The 18,590-nt window shown below is 60.5% G+C and carries 10 protein-coding genes; 5 read left to right on the top strand and 5 right to left on the bottom strand.

The window, feature by feature from the left end; all coding sequences use genetic code 11:
* Window positions 1–8: 8 nt before the first annotated feature.
* From aceF to msrA, 4 genes are all read left to right on the top strand, one after another.
* On the top strand, window positions 9–1,967 hold the full coding sequence (gene aceF / locus CRO59_RS09515; RefSeq protein ID WP_097087062.1) for a dihydrolipoyllysine-residue acetyltransferase: 1,959 nt from the start codon (window positions 9–11) through the stop codon (window positions 1,965–1,967).
* A gap of 279 nt (window positions 1,968–2,246) precedes the next feature.
* Entirely contained in the window at window positions 2,247–3,644 is a 1,398-nt protein-coding gene (locus CRO59_RS09510) for an alkaline phosphatase D family protein (RefSeq protein WP_097087060.1), read from the top strand.
* A gap of 252 nt (window positions 3,645–3,896) precedes the next feature.
* The gene (locus CRO59_RS09505; RefSeq protein ID WP_097087058.1) at window positions 3,897–6,593 is read left to right on the top strand and encodes a bifunctional diguanylate cyclase/phosphodiesterase; all 2,697 of its coding nucleotides are present in this window, start codon (window positions 3,897–3,899) and stop codon (window positions 6,591–6,593) included.
* 195 nt (window positions 6,594–6,788) lie between these two features.
* The gene (gene msrA, locus CRO59_RS09500) at window positions 6,789–7,454 is read left to right on the top strand and encodes a peptide-methionine (S)-S-oxide reductase MsrA (RefSeq protein WP_097087056.1); all 666 of its coding nucleotides are present in this window, start codon (window positions 6,789–6,791) and stop codon (window positions 7,452–7,454) included.
* Between the two features lie 124 nt (window positions 7,455–7,578).
* On the opposite strand, the gene CRO59_RS09495 is transcribed toward msrA, so the two are convergent.
* From CRO59_RS09495 to putP, 5 genes are all read right to left on the bottom strand, one after another.
* Window positions 7,579–8,418, bottom strand: coding sequence for a 23S rRNA (adenine(2030)-N(6))-methyltransferase RlmJ (locus tag CRO59_RS09495; RefSeq protein ID WP_003220988.1), 840 nt, complete (start codon window positions 8,416–8,418; stop codon window positions 7,579–7,581).
* A gap of 316 nt (window positions 8,419–8,734) precedes the next feature.
* Complete coding sequence (locus tag CRO59_RS09490; protein WP_097087106.1) at window positions 8,735–9,055, bottom strand: hypothetical protein; 321 nt, start codon at window positions 9,053–9,055, stop codon at window positions 8,735–8,737.
* 326 nt (window positions 9,056–9,381) lie between these two features.
* On the bottom strand, window positions 9,382–10,131 hold the full coding sequence (locus CRO59_RS09485) for a DUF4123 domain-containing protein (protein ID WP_371917809.1): 750 nt from the start codon (window positions 10,129–10,131) through the stop codon (window positions 9,382–9,384).
* Window positions 10,076–12,091 carry a type VI secretion system tip protein VgrG gene (locus CRO59_RS09480; protein ID WP_097087052.1) on the bottom strand — a complete coding sequence of 672 codons (2,016 nt, stop codon included), beginning with the start codon at window positions 12,089–12,091 and terminating at the stop codon, window positions 10,076–10,078. Before CRO59_RS09480 ends, CRO59_RS09485 begins: the two co-directional genes overlap by 56 nt.
* Window positions 12,092–12,445: 354 nt before the next feature.
* Entirely contained in the window at window positions 12,446–13,930 is a 1,485-nt protein-coding gene (gene putP, locus CRO59_RS09475; protein ID WP_027611355.1) for a sodium/proline symporter PutP, read from the bottom strand.
* 456 nt (window positions 13,931–14,386) lie between these two features.
* On the opposite strand from putP, the gene putA reads away from it, so the two are divergent.
* Window positions 14,387–18,340 carry a trifunctional transcriptional regulator/proline dehydrogenase/L-glutamate gamma-semialdehyde dehydrogenase gene (gene putA / locus CRO59_RS09470; protein ID WP_097087050.1) on the top strand — a complete coding sequence of 1,318 codons (3,954 nt, stop codon included), beginning with the start codon at window positions 14,387–14,389 and terminating at the stop codon, window positions 18,338–18,340.
* Window positions 18,341–18,590: the final 250 nt, after the last annotated feature.

Below are 18,590 nucleotides of genomic sequence, written 5' to 3'. Positions count from 1 at the left end.
GACATTTTGTGAGCGAACTCATTCGCGTACCTGACATCGGCAGCGGTGAAGGTGAAGTAATTGAACTATTTGTGAAGGTCGGTGACCGTATCGAAGCCGACCAGAGCATCCTGACCCTGGAATCGGACAAGGCCAGCATGGAAGTGCCGGCCCCGAAAGCCGGCGTCATCAAGAGCCTGAAAGTGAAGCTGGGCGACCGCCTGAAAGAAGGCGACGAACTGCTTGAGCTGGAAGTCGAGGGCGCCGCGCAAGCGGCCCCTGCACCTGCTGCTGCACCGGCTGCAAAAGCTGAAGCCAAACCGGCTGCCGCCCCTGCTGCTGCGCCAGCCGCTGCCCCTGCTGCCGCTTCGGTGCAGCAAGTGCACGTGCCGGACATCGGTTCGTCGGGCAAGGCGCAGATCATCGAGATCCAGGTCAAGGTCGGCGACACCGTCGAGGCTGATCAATCTTTGATCACCCTGGAATCCGACAAGGCGAGCATGGAAATCCCGTCGCCTGCCGCGGGCGTGGTCAAGGCCATCAGCGTCAAGCTCAACGACGAAGTCGGCACTGGCGACCTGATTCTGGATCTGGAAGTGGCGGGTGCTGCGGCCCCGGCTGCGGCCGCTCCGGCTCAGGCTGCTGCGCCGGCCGCTGCCGCTGCGCCTGCTCCTGCGGCAGCCCCGGCTGCTCCAGTGGCTGACAGCGTTCAGGACATCCATGTTCCGGACATCGGTTCGGCCGGCAAGGCCAAGATCATCGAAGTGTTGGTCAAGGCTGGCGACAGCGTTGAAGCCGACCAGTCGCTGATCACCCTCGAATCCGACAAGGCAAGCATGGAAATCCCATCGCCTGCCGCTGGCGTGGTGGAAAGCATTTCCATCAAGCTGGACGACGAAGTCGGCACCGGCGACCTGATCCTCAAGCTGAAAGTCAAAGGCGCAGCCCCTGCTGCTGCCCCGGCTCCAGCTGCCGCCGCTGCTCCTAGCGCTCCGGCACCGGCCGCTGCTGCTCCGGCTGCCGCTGCACCTGCTGCTGCCGCTCCGGTTGCTGCTCCAGCCAAGCCTGGCGCCAAAGTTCACGCTGGCCCTGCCGTACGTCAACTGGCCCGTGAGTTCGGCGTCGAGCTGAGCGCCGTTGGCGCCAGCGGTCCGCACGGTCGCATCCTCAAGGAAGACGTGCAGGTTTACGTCAAGGCGATGATGCAGAAGGCCAAGGAAGCACCGGCCGCTGGCGGCGCAACCGGTGGCGCGGGCATCCCGCCGATCCCGGTCGTGGATTTCAGCCGCTTCGGTGAAATCGAAGAAGTGCCGATGACCCGTCTGATGCAGGTCGGCGCCGCCAACCTGCACCGCAGCTGGCTGAACGTGCCGCACGTGACGCAATTCGACTCGGCGGATATCACCGAGCTGGAAGCCTTCCGTGTTGCGCAAAAAGCCGTCGCGGAGAAGGCCGGCGTCAAGCTGACCATCCTGCCGCTGCTGCTCAAGACCTGTGCGCACCTGCTCAAAGAGCTGCCGGACTTCAACAGTTCGCTGGCGCCAAGCGGCAAGGCGATCATTCGCAAGAAGTACGTCAACATCGGTTTCGCGGTCGACACCCCGGATGGCCTGCTGGTACCGGTCATCAAGAACGTCGACCAGAAGAGCCTGCTGCAACTGGCCGCAGAAGCTGCTTCGCTGGCTGAAAAAGCCCGCACCAAGAAGCTCTCTTCGGACGAGATGCAAGGCGCCTGCTTCACCATTTCCAGCCTCGGCCACATTGGCGGCACCGGCTTCACGCCGATCGTCAACGCGCCGGAAGTGGCGATCCTCGGTGTTTCCAAGGCAACCATCCAGCCAGTCTGGGACGGCAAAGCCTTCCAGCCGAAACTGATGCTGCCACTGTCGCTGTCCTACGATCACCGTGTGATCAACGGCGCTGCTGCTGCACGCTTCACCCAGCGTCTGGGCAGCCTGTTGGGCGACATCCGCACCATCCTGCTGTAAAGCGTTCGGCCCTCCGGCAACGGAGGGCCGATTGCGTTCCACGTTTTCGGGCGCCACACGCTCGTACCTCAACCCCGTCAGTTTGACGGGGCTTTTTTTGCCCGAAGAAAAGTTACAACGCTTTTATTCCTACAACTTCGGTCTACTTAAGCCACGAGTCCAGTCCACTTCGCGCCGATATTTTTTATCCGCCGACAACTAACCTTGGCGGCACAAGTTAAACGAATAACTTGCTACACACTGACCGCTATTCAAGTATCAATTCGAACGGATTCGAACATGTTAAAACCAACTGTCGGCCCGATTATTGGCCATACAACAACTAATCACGCACGCATCTTCATGCGCGGCGACTCGCAAAACAACGCCACCACATTTGCCGGCCTGCGTTATCGAAAGCGCGACAGCAATCAATGGTCAAATAGCCTTTTTTCCCGTTTAAGTGCTTTGCGCGATTTTTGCCAGGTCTTTTCATTGAATGACCTGGAGAGCCATTGCGAGTATGAATACCAAGTGGGCTGGTTCAGCCCCATGAGCCCGGTGCATACCGTCGAGAGCATCGCCGAATTGCCTTTGCAATGGCCGCGCGAGATCTACCGCTTTCGCACCCGTGCCAGCGACGCCGCGCAGCCACGCGCTTATATCATCGGCTCCTGTCGCTACTTGCGCATGACCGCCGGCATTGCTTCCATGCCCCAAATTGGCGACCGTATATTCGCCTCGATCAATCAGTTGATCGAAGGCGCCGAGCCGCCGATCAGCGCCACCCTGATGACCGGAGACCAGATCTATGTCGACGACCTCAACCTGATTGCCCCGGATCGCGAGTACAAGGACATCCTCGATAAATACCGCGCGGCCTTCTCGCAACCGAATATTCAGCGGCTGATGTCCGGCACTTCGACTTACATGATCCTCGACGATCACGAAATTGAAGACAACTGGCCGGCGAACGCCAGCAAGTCCGATCATGAGTTATATCGCAATGCAATGGCGGCGTATGAGTTGTATCAAGCCAGTCATAGTCCGGCGCATGTACTAACAGTTGATGGCGAGATTGATCATTCAAAACTGGCGCATTACTGGTATCAGTTCAGCGATGGCGATATTGAATGGTTTGTCACTGATAGCCGGACTCGGCGCAACCTGGCTGCTGATGATCGACGCATCCTGGACAGCGAGCAGGAACAGGCCTTGGTCGCCTGGCTGAGCAACAGCAAGGCACGGGTCAAATTCGTGGTCACCAGCGTGATGTTCTATCCGGATCGCAAACTGCACGGCGACGATGCCTGGAAAGCCTTCCCGGAGCAGCGCCTGCGTGTGCTGGAAACCATCCGCACCCGACAGATCAGGAATGTCGTATTCGTCTCGGGCGACGTGCACGGCTCGCTGACCTCGCGCCTGACCCATAGCGAAGACCCGGACTTCGAAGTCCACACCATCGTCTCCTCGCCGTTGTGTAACAGCAAACTTTTGCCCTATGCCACGGCGTCGACGTTCATCCTTGATCAGCCACTGGTACGCACTGCGGCGGGTGACTATCAACATGAGTTGACCAGCACTGTGGTCAGCGAAGACAACTTCGCCCATGTAGTGGTCGAGGCTGATCAGATTTTGATCAATTACCATGATCGAGATGGCAAGAAGCTGCAATCGCTCAGCCTGAAATTACGTTGAATCTAAAAGATCGCAGCCTTCGGCAGCTCCTGAAGGACATCGTATATCCCTGCAGGCGCTGCCGCAGGCTGCGATCTTTTGCTCTTTTCAACCACCCACTGGAGAAATGCCCCGAGCGGCCGACACATTCTTATAGCACTTGGCCTTCATCTCTCTTGTCAGTCGGTGCCGCAATGATGCAACCTTGCCGCAGGCAACAGTAAAGAGGGCGAGAGCCCGGCGCGTTCAGCATATTTCCAAGCGAGTTCCTTCATGAAGAGCCAACCCGATGCCGCCAGCCGTATGGCGGCCGAGGTAGTGACGCAGTTGCCTGTGCCCTCGCGGCTCGGCATGCTGCGTTTCGAGCGCTTGAATGAAGCCAGTTGGGCGATGCTGTTTCTCGATCCCAACTGCGAACGCCAGTTCGGCCAGCCGGCCGTTGAGCTCTGTGCACTGGTCGGTTCACCGTATGCCAGCCTGATGGAGCCTGAAGCGCGCTATCAGTTGCACGACGCGATCCAGCAGCAACTGCGCGACAGCCCGCATTATCTGGTGCGCTACACACTGCACACCGCTGCGGGCGTGCTGAGCATCCTCGAACTGGGCGAAGCCTATAAACAGCACAACCGGCATCTGTTGCGTGGCTACCTGCTGGCAGTCGATGACGTGTTCGACGAAGCGCCGACGCTGCCGTCCGTTGACCTCGAAACCCAGAACTCGCGCCTGCAGATCGCCCTCGAACTCAACCAGCGTGCCCAGCAGGAACAGCTGCAGCACCTTGATCGGGTGCGCGCCCAGCAGGATCTGATTCTGCTGCTCGCCCGCCAGCGCTACAGCAGCCACAACTCGCTGCAGGAAGCCGCCGAACTGATCACCCGCTGCGCCTGCGACATCTATGAAATCGACTGCGCCAGCCTGTGGAACCTCGAAGGCAATCTGCTGGTGCCGATTTCCGCGTATCACCGCGCGACGCAGGAATACATCCTGCCGGAGGTGATCGACATCAGCGGTTTCCCCGACTACATGGAAGCGCTGCACGGCAGCCGCGCCATCGACGCGCATAATGCGATGCGCGACCCGCGCACCCGTGAGATGGCCGAAGCCCTGCGCCCGCGTGACGTCAACGCCATGCTCGACGCCAGCATCCGCGTCGACGGCCAGGTGGTCGGCGTGCTCTGTCTGGAGCAGACCGGCGTCACCCGCGCCTGGCAGTCCGACGAAATCGCCTTTGCCGGTGAGCTGGCCGACCAGTTCGCCCAGGTCATCAACAACCACAACCGCCGCACCGCCACCAGCGCCCTGCACCTGTTCCAGCGTGCGGTCGAGCAAAGTGCCAACGCCTTTCTGCTGGTCAATTGCGACGGCGTGGTCGAGTACGTCAACCCGAGCTTCACCGCGATCACCCAGTACTCCACCGAGGAAGTCCATGGCCAGCGCCTGTCGGAGCTGCCGGCGCTGGAAAACCTCAGCGAGCTGCTGTTCGACGCACCTTCGGCGCTGGCCAAGAGCAACAGCTGGCAGGGCGAATTCAAGAGCCGGCGCAAAAACCTCGAACCGTACTGGGGCCAGTTGTCGATCTCCAAGGTGTATGGCGACAACCGTGAGCTGACGCACTACATCGGCATCTACGAAGACATCACCCAAACCAAACTGGCGCAACAGCGCATCGAGCGTCTGGCCTACACCGACAACCTGACCAACCTCGGCAACCGCCCGGCGTTTATCCGCAATCTGGACGAACGCTTCGCCCGCGACAGCGATACGCCGATCAGCCTGCTGCTGGTGGACATCGACAACTTCAAGCGGATCAACGACAGCCTCGGTCACCAGACCGGTGACAAGTTGTTGATCAGCCTCGCCCGACGCCTGCGCAACAGCCTGAGCCCGAGCGGCAGCCTCGCGCGGTTCGCCAGTAACGAATTTGCGGTGCTGCTCGACGACACCGACCTCGCCACCGGCCAACAGATCGCCAACCAATTACTGGCGACCCTCGACAAACCGATGTTCGTCGACAACCAGTTGATCAGCGTCACCGGCTCCGTGGGCCTGGCCTGCGCCCCGTTGCACGGCCGCGATCCACAGACCCTGATGCGCAACGCCGGCCTGGCCCTGCACAAGGCCAAGGCCAACGGCAAACACCAGGTCCAGGTGTTCACCGAAGCACTCAACGCCGAGGCCAGTTACAAGCTGTTCGTCGAGAACAACCTGCGCCGCGCCCTGACCCAGAACGAGCTGGACGTGTTCTACCAGCCCAAGCTGTGCCTGCGCAGCGGTCGCCTGCTGGGCATGGAAGCGCTGCTGCGCTGGAACCACCCGGAGCGCGGGATGATCCGCCCCGACCAGTTCATCAGCGTCGCCGAAGAAACCGGTCTGATCATTCCGATCGGCAAGTGGATCGCGCGTCAGGCCTGCCGCATGAGCAAGGCCCTGACCGCCGCTGGCCTGGGCAATCTGCAGGTGGCGATCAACCTTTCGCCGAAGCAGTTCTCCGACCCGGATCTGGTCGCGTCCATCGCCAACATCCTCAAGGAAGAAGCGCTGCCGGCTAATCTGCTCGAACTGGAGCTGACCGAAGGTCTGCTGCTGGAAGCCACTGAAGACACTCACTTGCAGCTCGATCAACTCAAGCGTCTGGGCCTGACCCTGGCCATGGACGACTTCGGCACCGGTTACTCGTCGCTCAGCTACCTGAAGAAATTCCCGATCGACATCATCAAGATCGATCGCAGCTTCATCCACGAAATCCCCGACAACCAGGACGACATGGAAATCACCTCCGCGGTGATCGCCATGGCCCACAACCTGAAACTCAAAGTCGTGGCCGAAGGCATCGAGACCGCCGAGCAACTGGCGTTTTTGCGTCGCCACCGCTGCGACGTCGGCCAGGGCTACCTGTTCGACCGGCCGATCCCCGGCGCTGAGCTGATTCAGGCGCTCAAGCGCTACCCGCGCGGCCCGCTCTGCCTCTAAATCCCATCTGTCGAAGCCCCCCCTGTGGGAGCGAGCCTGCTCGCGAAGGCGTTATAGCCGTCGACATCATCGTCGCCTGACACACCGCATTCGCGAGCAAGCCCGCTCCCACATTTGAATAGTGCGAAATCCGGCATCATTCGGCACACTGGCGGTCTGACTTTTTACATCCCATCCTGACTGAGAGGAACGATCATGGTTCTGCGCTCGGAAATTCTGGTGAACAAAAACGTGCTACCGACCAAAGATCAAGCTCTGCCCGGCCGCGAAACCGCGATGACCCTGCCTGAAAAGCATTTCGTCTTCGAAGAAACTCCGCTGCTCGGCCCGTTTTTCCAGGACGTCGACTTTGCGATCTTCGGTCTGGGTTGCTTCTGGGGGGCGGAGCGCCGCTTCTGGCAGCGCGAAGGCGTGGTCAGCACCGTGGTCGGCTACGCCGGCGGCTACACGCCGAACCCGACCTACGAAGAAGTCTGCTCGGGCCTGACCGGCCACGCCGAAGTAGTGCTGGTGGTGTATGACAAGGACAAAGTCAGCTACGAAGAGCTGCTGGCGATGTTCTGGGAGCTGCACAACCCGACGCAAGGCATGCGTCAGGGCAACGACATCGGCACCCAGTACCGTTCGGTGATCTACGCCACCTCACCAGAGCAACTGGACGCGGCGCTGAAGAGCAAAGCGGTGTATCAGGCTGAACTGTCGAAGGCGGGTCTGGGCGAAATCAGCACCGAGATCGAGCAGGCGCCTACCGTGTACTTCGCCGAGGCGTATCACCAGCAATATCTGGCGAAGAACCCTGAGGGCTATTGCGGGATTGGCGGCACCGGCGTGTGCATGCCACCGAGCCTGGCGGGTAACTAAACCTCAAAGCATCGCGGGCAAGCCCGCTCCCACAGGTTTAGCGCCGACTTCAAAATGGCGCAGTACTTTGTGGGAGCGGGCTTGCCCGCGAAGGCGTCCGTTCAGACACCGCTAAAACAGTTGATCAGCTCTCAGCAATCAACCAATCCATCTGCCACCCGCCCTGAGTCTGCCCAAGCTTCTTCGACAACCACGGCAGCAGCTCACGCAATTCTTCCTCCAGCCCCCACGGCGGATTGGCAATCGCCATCCCCGAGCCGTTGAGGCTGTTCGGCGTATCCAGTGGATGCACCAGCAGTTCCACGCGCAGCAACTTCGGCGCACCGGTACCAGCCAGATCCTGATAGAAACGTCGCAGCGCACGCTGATCCTTTACCGGGTACCAGATCGCCGCCACGGTTTGGCGCATCCGGCCAATCGCTTCTTTCAGCGACGCCGCACACTTTTGCATCTCGTCGAGCTGCTCGAACGGCGGATCGATCAACATCACCGCACGCTTCTCCTGCACCGGCAGCATCGCCCGCGCCACATGCCAGCCCTCGCCCAGATGCACTTTCACCCGACGGTCACCGGCCATGTTCTCTTTGAGCTGCACGCCGTCTTCCGGGTGTTTCTCGTTGAGCATCACCCGGTCCTGCGGCCGGGTCAGACGCCGCGCCAACTCCGGCGAACCCGGGTAATAGCGCAACTGGCCATCCGGGTTCATCTCGTGCAGCACCTTCATGTAGTCGGCGGTCAGCGCCGGAAGATCCGGCTGATCCCACAAACGCGCAATGCCTTCCAGGTACTCGCCGGTACGGTTGGCCTGATCACCCTGCAAGTCATACAAACCGATACCGGCGTGCGTATCGAGATAGGCAAACGGCTGCTCCTTGCGCGACATCAGGGCGATGAGGCGGGTCAAGGTCAGGTGTTTGAACACATCGGCGTGATTGCCGGCATGGAAGGCGTGACGATAATTCATGGCTGCTCCTGCGAGGGCCGTGAAGTTTACCTTTTACCGGGCGGCAAGTCAGGGGTTGGCGGCCGAGCGGGCCTCAACAGCAAAGATCGCAGCCTTCGGCAGCTCCTACACGGGATTGGCGTTCCCCCCTGTAGGAGCTGCCGAAGGCTGCGATCTTTTGCCCTTGCCTTTGTGGCGAGGGGATTCATCCCCGATGGGCTGCGCAGCGGCCCCAAGACCTCAATCCCTCATTCCGTCTGACGCCGCGACAACCTGGTTGCGGCCGCTATGCAGCCGAGCGGGAGCAAGCTCCCTCGCCACAAAAACGCTCTCAAACTTACAGGGATAGGTTGCCGAGGCGTTTGCCGATGACATCCAGCACATCGCAGCCGTCACGCAGCGGAATGGCGCAGAGCATGGCGAAGTCGCTGAGGATGATCGAGTCGCATTCGACCGAGCCGCGCATGCACATGTTTTCCAGCACTTGAATCACGGCGCGGATGCGGTGGTTGGCGGCGTCCATGAGGATGTCGAGGGGGACTTGGGTGTCGATGAACAGAGTGGGCATGTCGCTGCAGTTGCCGGTCAGGGCCATGAAGCGGTTGTCGGGATGGGGGATGATTTTTTCGTAGGGTGGGTCGGGTTTAAGCATCGTCATATTTTCTACCATGGATGTGAAAATGAACTGCCTCGCTCCTTCCTACGGGATCGGGTGGCAGCTGTGCACGGGAGTAGGAACCGACCCATGGAATTCGGCCACGCCAAAGCGTGCCCCGCACACAGCCGCCGCTAAAGATATTGCTGGCACAAGTTACATGTCGCAATTAAATCAACAGCGCTGATGCACCATAGGTAACGGGTTCCTACACCCTGTCACCACTCTCGCGGTGACAACGAAAAGACTATCCCCGCAACCCACCGCCCACCAGTTCATGAAATCCGCCGCAACTCGCGGGAAATTTCCGAAGCCTTCGCCCGGAAATTTCACTCCGTTTCGTCCTGCAAATATGCCAATAACGCCGATTGCGACGATTCTTCCGACGCCGAAACCTGAAAAAACTGCTGAACCTTGCAGCGCAACACAGCCTGCGGAAACGCCTCGTACAGCGCCGGATGCTCCTCGCTCAGCCACTGCAGCGCATTCCCGATCCGGACTGAATTCCCTGCTGAAGCCAGCACTGACTCAGGCACTTTCCACCAGGGAAACACCCGCCCTGAAACCTGCGCCCTGCCCCCGATATCCACGGCCTGTCCATTGATCAAGCCGCGCGAGATCACCGGTATCAACTGCGCAGATTGCACTTCATCGGACTGCAGGATCGGCAACAAAAACCGCCCATCCCAAAACCGGAAAAACACCGCTGTGCCGTCCGGCATCAGCACCTGAGTCAGGCTGCGAAAGTGCTCGACCAGCACTTCAAGGCTCGCGGAAGACACCGCCAGCCAACCCCAGTCGCGAGACTCGGTAGAGGTCACCCAATCGAGAAGCTCACTGCCTGCCGCGACAATTCCCACGAAGGGCATCACCGCGTCCCACTCGGCGTAGATCGTGTCCGCCCAGATCGGGCTCGGTGCAACCAGCGGAGGCCTGGCGTCGCTGGCATTACTGAAAATCGCGAACAGTTGCTCCGCAGGTTTCAGCGGTTCACGCGCCAACCACTCTGCAGGTGTGAGGCACTCAGGCAGCACAGACACCGTCCTTGCAGCGCTCGCATTCTTCGCAGAATGGCGCATCACCTTTGAAGCTCATGATTTGTGCTGCGGTGAGCATGGCCGCCGGTGCCGCTGCAAGTTTCGCCGGCAGTCCCGGCACACTCGGCGCCGCGTTCATCGCGGCCATCGGCGCGCCACCGACCTGGATGGGCACGCTACTGAAAATGCCGCCGGGGCCGATGTTGATCCACTGCCCGCCGGCCTGAATCGTCGCGCTCGCGCCACCGTCGATCACCACTTGTTGCCCGGCACTGACGTGAATTTGTGCGCTCGCACTGGTTGCCTGACTACTCACCCGAATATGCCGATCACCAATAACCGTGAGGTGATCGTCCTGTTTCACTTCGGTCTGGCGCTGGCCGTGGGTGATGCGCTGCTCGTCAGCCTTGAGTTCATGGCTGGCAAGGCCAGTGACGACAATGCTGCGCTGGTTGTCGACCTGCACCTGCTGGTCGTGCAGGACATGCTGCGTCCAGTTGCGCTGGGCGCGCAGGTAGATTTCTTCGGCGCCCTTTTTGTCCTCGATGCGCAGCTCGTTGTAACCGCCACCACCGGGGCTGCTCTGGCTGCGGAAGATGCTGCGGGTCTGGTCGGTGGGCAGGTCCAGCGGCAGCGGAGTTGCGGCGTTTGGCAGGCAACCCATCACCAACGGTTTGTCGGCATCGGCATCGATGAAACCGACCAGCACTTCCATGCCGACCCGCGGGATCAGCACGCTGCCGTAATGATCATGCGCCCAGCCCGTGGCAACGCGCAGCCAGCAACTGGAATGCTCGTTGAGCTCGCCGTCACGATCCCAGGCCAGTTGCACCTTGACCCGGCCGTACTCGTCGCAATGGATTTCCGTGTCTTGCGGCCCGGTGACCACGGCCGGTTGATAACCGGGCATGCGCGGTTTTTCCGGCCCCAACGCCGGGCGAAAGAACACCTCCCACGGCGTGGCAAGAAAGGTATTACGGTAACCCTGGAATGTTTCCCCATCGCTGGTCACCGATTCCTCCAGCACTTGCGGCTGTCGGCCATGATGCTCGATGACGGTGAGCAGCCACAGGTCATTCCAGTCCTGGCGCGGATGCTCGCTCAGTTGCAGGAAATGTCCGCAAACCAGTGCGGATACGTCGCTGATGCCCTCAGCCTGACGGTAGTCGGCGACATGCCTTTCCAGCGTACGTTGCGCCAGTTGCCTGCCGGTTTCTCGATCGTTGAATTGGCCGGGAAAGTGATAGTCCTCGAGCACCGGGCGCTGCTCACTGTCGCTGCGGCTTTGCAGTTGCAGTCGCGGCTTTTCGAAGTTGTAGTCGCGCCGGGTGACCACGCTGGTGCGAGTCTCCACCCGGACGTTGAAGCGATTGATGGCCGGCGCCGTTGACGCCATGCCGCTGCCCGGCAGATACAGCGTCGGCTCGGCCAGGCGCGGAAACACCGTTTGATCGTCGCCGAACACCAACAGATGGCCTTCGGGACTGTGCTGAAAGTGGTAATGAATGCCGACCTCGGCACACAGGCGCTGGATGAACGCCAGATCGCTCTCGGCGTATTGCACGCAATATTCCCGCACAGGGTAATCGCTGCCGAGGCGGAACTCGAAGGCATCGCGCAGGATTGCGTGATCCTTGAGGATCTGCGCGACGATCTGTGGAACCGTCTGATGCTGAAAAATCCGCTGGTTGATGCGGTGACCGAGGTAGGTCAGACGCGACACCAGGCTCAGGTGGTAGCGCGTCAGACGTTTCCCGGAATCGCCTTGCCCGACCTGATAAATCTGACCATGGACACCGGAACCTTCCGCATCGAAGCTCAGAAACGCCTGACGGTGCAGCAGGCTTTCGAGGTCCAGATCCGGACGCTCACTGACCAGTTCCAGCTCGAAACGAAAGGGTTGGCTGATGGCTTCCTTGCCCGTGAACTCAAGGACTTTGAGATCAACTTGGGCGCCTTCGAGGGTCAACGTGAAACGCGGTTGATTGGCAGGCGCGAACATCCGATGTCTCTCTGCAGATTGAGGGCGGGCGATTCTGCATGAGGGGCAAGAGGTGTTGGGTGGGTGACGGGAAAATCAGATTTGCCCTACTTTTCCTGTCGAAAAAGCCTTCGAAAATCGGCGCATGCGACTACAGACAACCCTCTCAAACTCACCACCGATCCCCCGTGGGAGCGAGCCTGCTCGCGAAAGCGGCATGTCAGTCGACACATTCATTCAATGATCAATCGCATTCGCGAGCAGGCTCGCTCCCACATTGGATCTCCACAGGACTCGAGAAATCACAGGCACAAAAAAACGGCCCGCCTCCTTGTAGGAAACGGGCCGTTTTTCTGTGAGCCGCAGCTCAGTGCATCACTTGTTCAGATGGAAATCTTTTTCCGCTGCCTGGAAGCGCTGCACCATGCCAGCAGTCGGCGCGCCGAGCTTGCTGACGATGTAAATCGCCAGACTGGCGAAGATGAAGCCCGGGATGATTTCGTACAGACCCAGCAGTTCGAAATGCTTCCAGACCACTACGGTGATCGCGCCGACCAGGATGCCGGCCAGTGCGCCGTTGCGGGTCATGTCCTTCCAGATCACCGAGATCAGCACCACCGGACCGAACGCGGCACCGAAACCGGCCCAGGCGTAGGACACCAGGCCCAGTACGCGGTTTTCCGGGTTGGCAGCCATGGCGATAGCGATCAGCGCCACCAGCAACACCATCGCGCGACCGACCCACACCAGTTCCACCTGGGAAGCGGATTTGCGCAGGAAAGTTTTGTAGAAGTCCTCGGTCAGAGCGCTCGAGCAAACCAGCAGCTGGCAGCTGAGGGTGCTCATCACAGCGGCGAGAATCGCCGACAGCAGGACACCGGCAACCCACGGGTTGAAGAGAATTTTTGCCAGCTCGATGAACACCCGCTCGTGGTTCTCGGTGACTGGACCGGCCACTTCCGGGTGCGCCGAGAAGTAGGCGATACCGAAGAAACCCACGGCGACGGTGCCGCCCAGGCACAGGATCATCCAGGTCATGGAGATGCGACGGGCGTTGGCAATCGACTTCACCGAGTCAGCGGCCATGAAACGCGCGAGGATGTGCGGCTGACCGAAGTAACCCAGACCCCAGCCCATCAGCGAGATGATGCCGATGAAGGTGGTGCCCTTGAGCATGTCGAAGTTGCTTGGGTCCTGAGCTTCGATGGCGAGGAACGTGGTATCGACACCACCGGTGGCCAGCAGCACGATGATCGGCGTCAGTAGCAGCGCGAAGATCATCAGCGTGGCTTGTACGGTGTCAGTCCAGCTCACCGCGAGGAAACCGCCGACGAAGGTGTAGGCAATCGTCGCCGCAGCACCGGCCCACAGCGCCGTCTCGTAGGACATGCCGAAGGTGCTTTCGAACAGACGGGCGCCGGCCACGATGCCGGAAGCGCAGTAAATGGTGAAGAACACCAGAATCACCACCGCCGAGATGATACGCAGCAGCCCGCTTTTGTCTTCGAAACGGCTGGAGAAGTAGTCCGGCAGGGTCAGGGCATCGCCATTATGCTCGGTCTGCACGCGCAGACGGCCGGCGACGAACAGCCAGTTCAGGTAGGCGCCGACGATCAGGCCGATGGCGATCCAGCTTTCGGACAGACCGGACATGTAGATGGCACCCGGCAGGCCCATCAACAACCAGCCGCTCATGTCGGAAGCACCGGCAGACAGAGCCGTAACGACGCTGCCGAGGCTGCGGCCGCCAAGAATGTAGTCGGAAAGGTTGTTGGTGGAGCGATAGGCCATGAAGCCGATCAGCACCATTGCTGCGATGTAGATCACGAACGTGATCAGTGTTGGATTGCTTACGCTCATTAAGTACGCCCTGGCTTTGTTTTTATGTTGCAGCGGTGATTGATCGTCCAAAAACGGCGACGTTTGGCAGACGAATTGCGATCCCGCGCATTTAGGACTGATGTTTCCCCAGGAAAGCCACCAGCCGATGCACCGGGTATTCCCGGTTGCACCTTGGGCGCGAATGCTATGCAACAAAGTAAAAAAGGTGCAACCAGTTTCTGGCGATTAAGTTGCACCTAGTCGGATATAACGATAAACAGGCCGTTTTTGCTCCCTTTTAGCGCAGTTCACTCGCTCCGCTAGAAGTAAAAGCACCAAGCAGGAGCGGCACTTCAGTACCAGAAAATAATTCCTGACGAAGCGTTTATTTTTCCGACAAAAAAAGGGTTGCACCCGGTTGCACCTCTTTCGGCGCACGGCTAATCTTGCCGCCAGCTGATGCCACGCAACTGTGGCAACCATGAGGATAAAAATATGGCTACCACCACCCTTGGGGTCAAACTCGATGACCCGACCCGCGAGCGCCTGAAGGCTGCCGCGACCTCGATTGATCGCACACCGCACTGGCTGATCAAGCAGGCAATTTTCAATTACCTGGAAAAACTCGAGGGTGGTGCAACCCTGACCGAGCTGAACGGTTTGACCGCCAAAGACACCGACGACGCCGGTGAAGTCCATACCGATCACGCCCACCAGTGCTTCCTCGAATTCGCTGAAAGCATCCTGCCGCAATCGGTACTGCGCGCATCGATCACCGCTGCTTACCGTCGCCCTGAGCCGGAAGTGGTGCCGATGCTGATCGAGCAGGCACGCCTGCCGGCACCGATGGCCGACGCCACCAACAAACTCGCCGCGACCATCGCGGAAAAACTGCGTAACCAGAAAAGTGCCGGCGGTCGTGCAGGCATTGTTCAGGGCCTGCTACAGGAATTTTCCCTGTCGTCCCAGGAAGGCGTGGCCCTGATGTGCCTGGCCGAAGCGCTGCTGCGCATCCCGGACAAAGGCACTCGCGATGCGCTGATCCGCGACAAGATCAGCACCGGCAACTGGCAGCCGCACCTGGGCAACAGCCCGTCGCTGTTCGTCAACGCCGCCACCTGGGGTCTGCTGCTGACAGGCAAACTGGTGTCGACCCATAACGAAGCCGGGCTGACTTCGTCGCTGAGCCGGATCATCGGCAAGAGCGGCGAGCCGATGATCCGCAAGGGCGTCGACATGGCCATGCGTCTGATGGGCGAGCAGTTCGTCACCGGCGAAACCATCGCCGAAGCGCTGGCCAACGCGAGCAAGTTCGAAGCCAAGGGCTTCCGTTATTCCTACGACATGCTCGGTGAAGCGGCCCTCACCGAACACGATGCGCAGAAGTACTTGGCGTCGTACGAACAAGCCATTCACTCGATCGGCAAAGCCTCCCACGGCCGTGGGATTTATGAAGGCCCGGGCATTTCCATCAAGCTCTCGGCCCTGCACCCGCGTTACAGCCGTGCGCAGTACGAGCGCGTGATGGACGAGCTGTACCCGCGCCTGCTGTCGCTGACCCTGTTGGCCAAGCAATATGACATCGGCCTGAACATCGACGCCGAAGAAGCCGACCGCCTGGAGCTGTCGCTGGATCTGCTCGAGCGCCTGTGCTTCGAACCGCAACTGACCGGCTGGAACGGCATCGGCTTCGTGATTCAGGCTTACCAGAAGCGTTGCCCATACGTGATCGACTACGTGATCGATCTGGCCCGTCGCAGCCGTCATCGCCTGATGATCCGTCTGGTGAAAGGCGCGTACTGGGACAGCGAAATCAAGCGCGCCCAGGTCGAAGGCCTGGAAGGCTATCCGGTCTACACCCGCAAGGTGTACACCGACGTGTCCTACATTGCCTGCGCACGCAAACTGCTGTCGGTGCCGGAAGTCATCTATCCGCAGTTCGCCACGCACAACGCCCACACCCTGTCGGCGATTTACCACATTGCGGGTCAGAACTATTACCCGGGCCAGTACGAATTCCAGTGCCTGCACGGCATGGGCGAACCGCTCTACGAGCAGGTTGTCGGCAAAGTTTCCGAAGGCAAGCTGAACCGTCCGTGCCGCGTGTACGCACCGGTCGGCACCCACGAAACCCTGCTGGCGTACCTCGTGCGTCGTCTGCTGGAAAACGGCGCGAACACTTCGTTCGTCAACCGCATCGCCGACCAGTCGATTTCGATTCAGGAACTGGTGGCCGATCCGGTGGCGCAGATCGAGCAGATGGCGACCGTGGAAGGTGGTTTCGGCCTGCCGCACCCACGCATTCCGCTGCCGCGTGACCTCTACGGCGCCGATCGCGCCAACTCTGCCGGCATCGACATGGCCAACGAACATCGTCTGGCCTCGCTGTCCTGCGCCCTGCTCGCCACTGCGCACAACAACTGGAAAGCCGCACCGATGCTCGGTTGCGCTTCCAGCAACGAAGCCCCAGCGCCAGTGCTGAACCCGGCTGATCACCGCGATGTGGTCGGTCACGTGCAGGAAGCCACCGTCGAAGACGTCGACAACGCGATCCAGTGCGCGCTGAATGCTGCACCGATCTGGCAGGCCACCCCGCCGGCCGAGCGCGCGGCGATTCTGGAGCGTGCCGCCGACCTGATGGAAGGCGAGATCCAGCCACTGATGGGCCTGCTGGCCCGTGAAGCCGGCAAGACCTTCGCCAACGCCATCGCCGAAGTGCGTGAAGCGGTCGACTTCCTGCGCTACTACGCGGTGCAGGCGCGCAACGATTTCAGCAATGACGCCCACCGCCCGTTGGGCCCGGTGGTGTGCATCAGCCCGTGGAACTTCCCGCTGGCCATCTTCAGTGGTCAGGTCGCTGCCGCACTGGCCGCCGGTAACCCGGTACTGGCCAAACCTGCGGAACAGACGCCGCTGGTTGCCGCGCAAGCCGTACGTTTGCTGCTGGAAGCCGGGATTCCCGAAGGCGTGCTGCAACTGCTGCCGGGTCGCGGTGAAACCGTCGGTGCCGGTCTGGTCGGTGATGAGCGCGTCAAAGGCGTGATGTTCACCGGTTCCACCGAAGTCGCGCGCCTGCTGCAACGCAACATCGCTGGCCGTCTCGACAGCCAGGGCCGTCCGATTCCGCTGATCGCCGAAACCGGCGGGCAGAACGCGATGATCGTCGACTCTTCGGCGCTGACCGAACAAGTGGTGATCGACGTGGTGTCCTCGGCCTTCGACAGTGCCGGCCAGCGTTGCTCGGCCCTGCGCGTGCTGTGCCTGCAGGAAGATTCCGCCGACCGTGTCATCGAAATGCTCAAAGGCGCGATGGCTGAAAGCCGCCTCGGCAACCCTGAGCGCCTGTCCGTGGACATTGGCCCGGTGATCGACGCTGAAGCCAAGGCCGGTATCGACAAGCACATCCAGGCCATGCGCGATAAAGGTCGCAGCGTCTATCAGGTGGCTATCGCCGACAGCGAAGAAGTCAAACGCGGCACCTTCGTCATGCCGACCCTGATCGAGCTGGAAAGCTTCGACGAGCTGCAACGCGAGATCTTCGGCCCGGTGCTGCACGTGGTGCGCTACAAGCGCAAGGACATCGACCAGTTGATCGGCCAGATCAATGCCTCCGGTTATGGCCTGACCCTCGGCGTACACACCCGCATCGACGAGACCATCGCCAAGGTGATCGACAACGTCAACGCCGGTAACGTCTACGTCAACCGCAACATCGTCGGTGCTGTGGTCGGCGTGCAGCCATTCGGCGGCGAAGGCCTGTCGGGTACTGGCCCGAAAGCCGGCGGTCCGCTGTACCTGTACCGTCTGCTGTCGACCCGTCCTACTGACGCGATCGAACAATCCTTCGCTCGCGGTGATGCAGTCGTCGCCCCGGACGTGCGTCTGCGTGATGCCATGAGCAAACCGCTGAACGCCTTCAAGGCTTGGGCCGAAAGCAACCAGTACGCCGAACTGAGCACACTGTGCGTGCAGTACGCCGCGCAATCGCAAAGCGGCATCACCCGCGTGCTGACCGGCCCGACCGGCGAGAAGAACAGCTACGCGATCCTGCCGCGTGAACACGTGCTGTGCCTGGCCGACGTCGAAGGCGATCTGCTGACCCAACTGGCGGCGGTATTGGCGGTCGGCGGTTCGGCGGTATGGCCGGAGTCCGACATCAGCAAGGCATTGTTCACACGCCTGCCGAAGGAAGTTCAGGCGCGGATCAAACGGGTTGCCGACTGGCACAAGGATGAAGTGGTGTTTGATGCCGTGCTGCATCACGGCCATTCCGACCAGTTGCGTGGTGTCTGCCAGCAGATTGCCAAGCGCGCCGGTGCGATCGTTGGCGTTCAGGGCCTGTCCCAGGGCGAGACCAACATTGCGCTGGAGCGTCTGGTGATCGAGCGTGCATTGAGCGTCAACACCGCGGCGGCGGGGGGTAATGCCAGCCTGATGACTATCGGTTAAACCCGAGAAGTCAGGCAACCGCGATGGTTGCCTGACAATCAAATCCCAATGTGGGAGCGGGCTTGCTCGCGAAGGCGTTGTGTCAGTCGACATCTCCAGTGACTGATCCACCGCATTCGCGAGCAAGCCCGCTCCCACAGTTGTTTTGGGGTGTTTGTTAAGTCGGTGCTCGGCCCTGACATCACCGTTATCAATCATCGTATTCAGTCTTTATCAGCACGCCTAGACTCGGCCCAACCCCAATTTTCAG

Origin of the sequence: Pseudomonas sp. LAMO17WK12:I5 (assembly GCF_900215165.1) — a bacterium.
Lineage (GTDB): Bacteria > Pseudomonadota > Gammaproteobacteria > Pseudomonadales > Pseudomonadaceae > Aquipseudomonas > Aquipseudomonas putida_A.
Note: the sequence above shows the minus strand (reverse complement) of the source record. Positions and strands in the feature narration are given on the sequence as shown.

What these genes read in the sequence shown, in the direction of transcription:
- CRO59_RS09510 (WP_097087060.1), top strand. Translation starts at nt 2,247, where the DNA reads ATGTTAAAACCAACTGTCGGCCCGATTATTGGCCATACAACAACTAAT.
- CRO59_RS09505 (WP_097087058.1), top strand. Translation starts at nt 3,897, where the DNA reads ATGAAGAGCCAACCCGATGCCGCCAGCCGTATGGCGGCCGAGGTAGTG.
- msrA (WP_097087056.1), top strand. Translation starts at nt 6,789, where the DNA reads ATGGTTCTGCGCTCGGAAATTCTGGTGAACAAAAACGTGCTACCGACC.
- CRO59_RS09495 (WP_003220988.1), bottom strand. Translation starts at nt 8,418, where the DNA reads ATGAATTATCGTCACGCCTTCCATGCCGGCAATCACGCCGATGTGTTC.
- CRO59_RS09490 (WP_097087106.1), bottom strand. Translation starts at nt 9,055, where the DNA reads ATGACGATGCTTAAACCCGACCCACCCTACGAAAAAATCATCCCCCAT.
- CRO59_RS09485 (WP_371917809.1), bottom strand. Translation starts at nt 10,131, where the DNA reads ATGCGCCATTCTGCGAAGAATGCGAGCGCTGCAAGGACGGTGTCTGTG.
- CRO59_RS09480 (WP_097087052.1), bottom strand. Translation starts at nt 12,091, where the DNA reads ATGTTCGCGCCTGCCAATCAACCGCGTTTCACGTTGACCCTCGAAGGC.
- putP (WP_027611355.1), bottom strand. Translation starts at nt 13,930, where the DNA reads ATGAGCGTAAGCAATCCAACACTGATCACGTTCGTGATCTACATCGCA.
- putA (WP_097087050.1), top strand. Translation starts at nt 14,387, where the DNA reads ATGGCTACCACCACCCTTGGGGTCAAACTCGATGACCCGACCCGCGAG.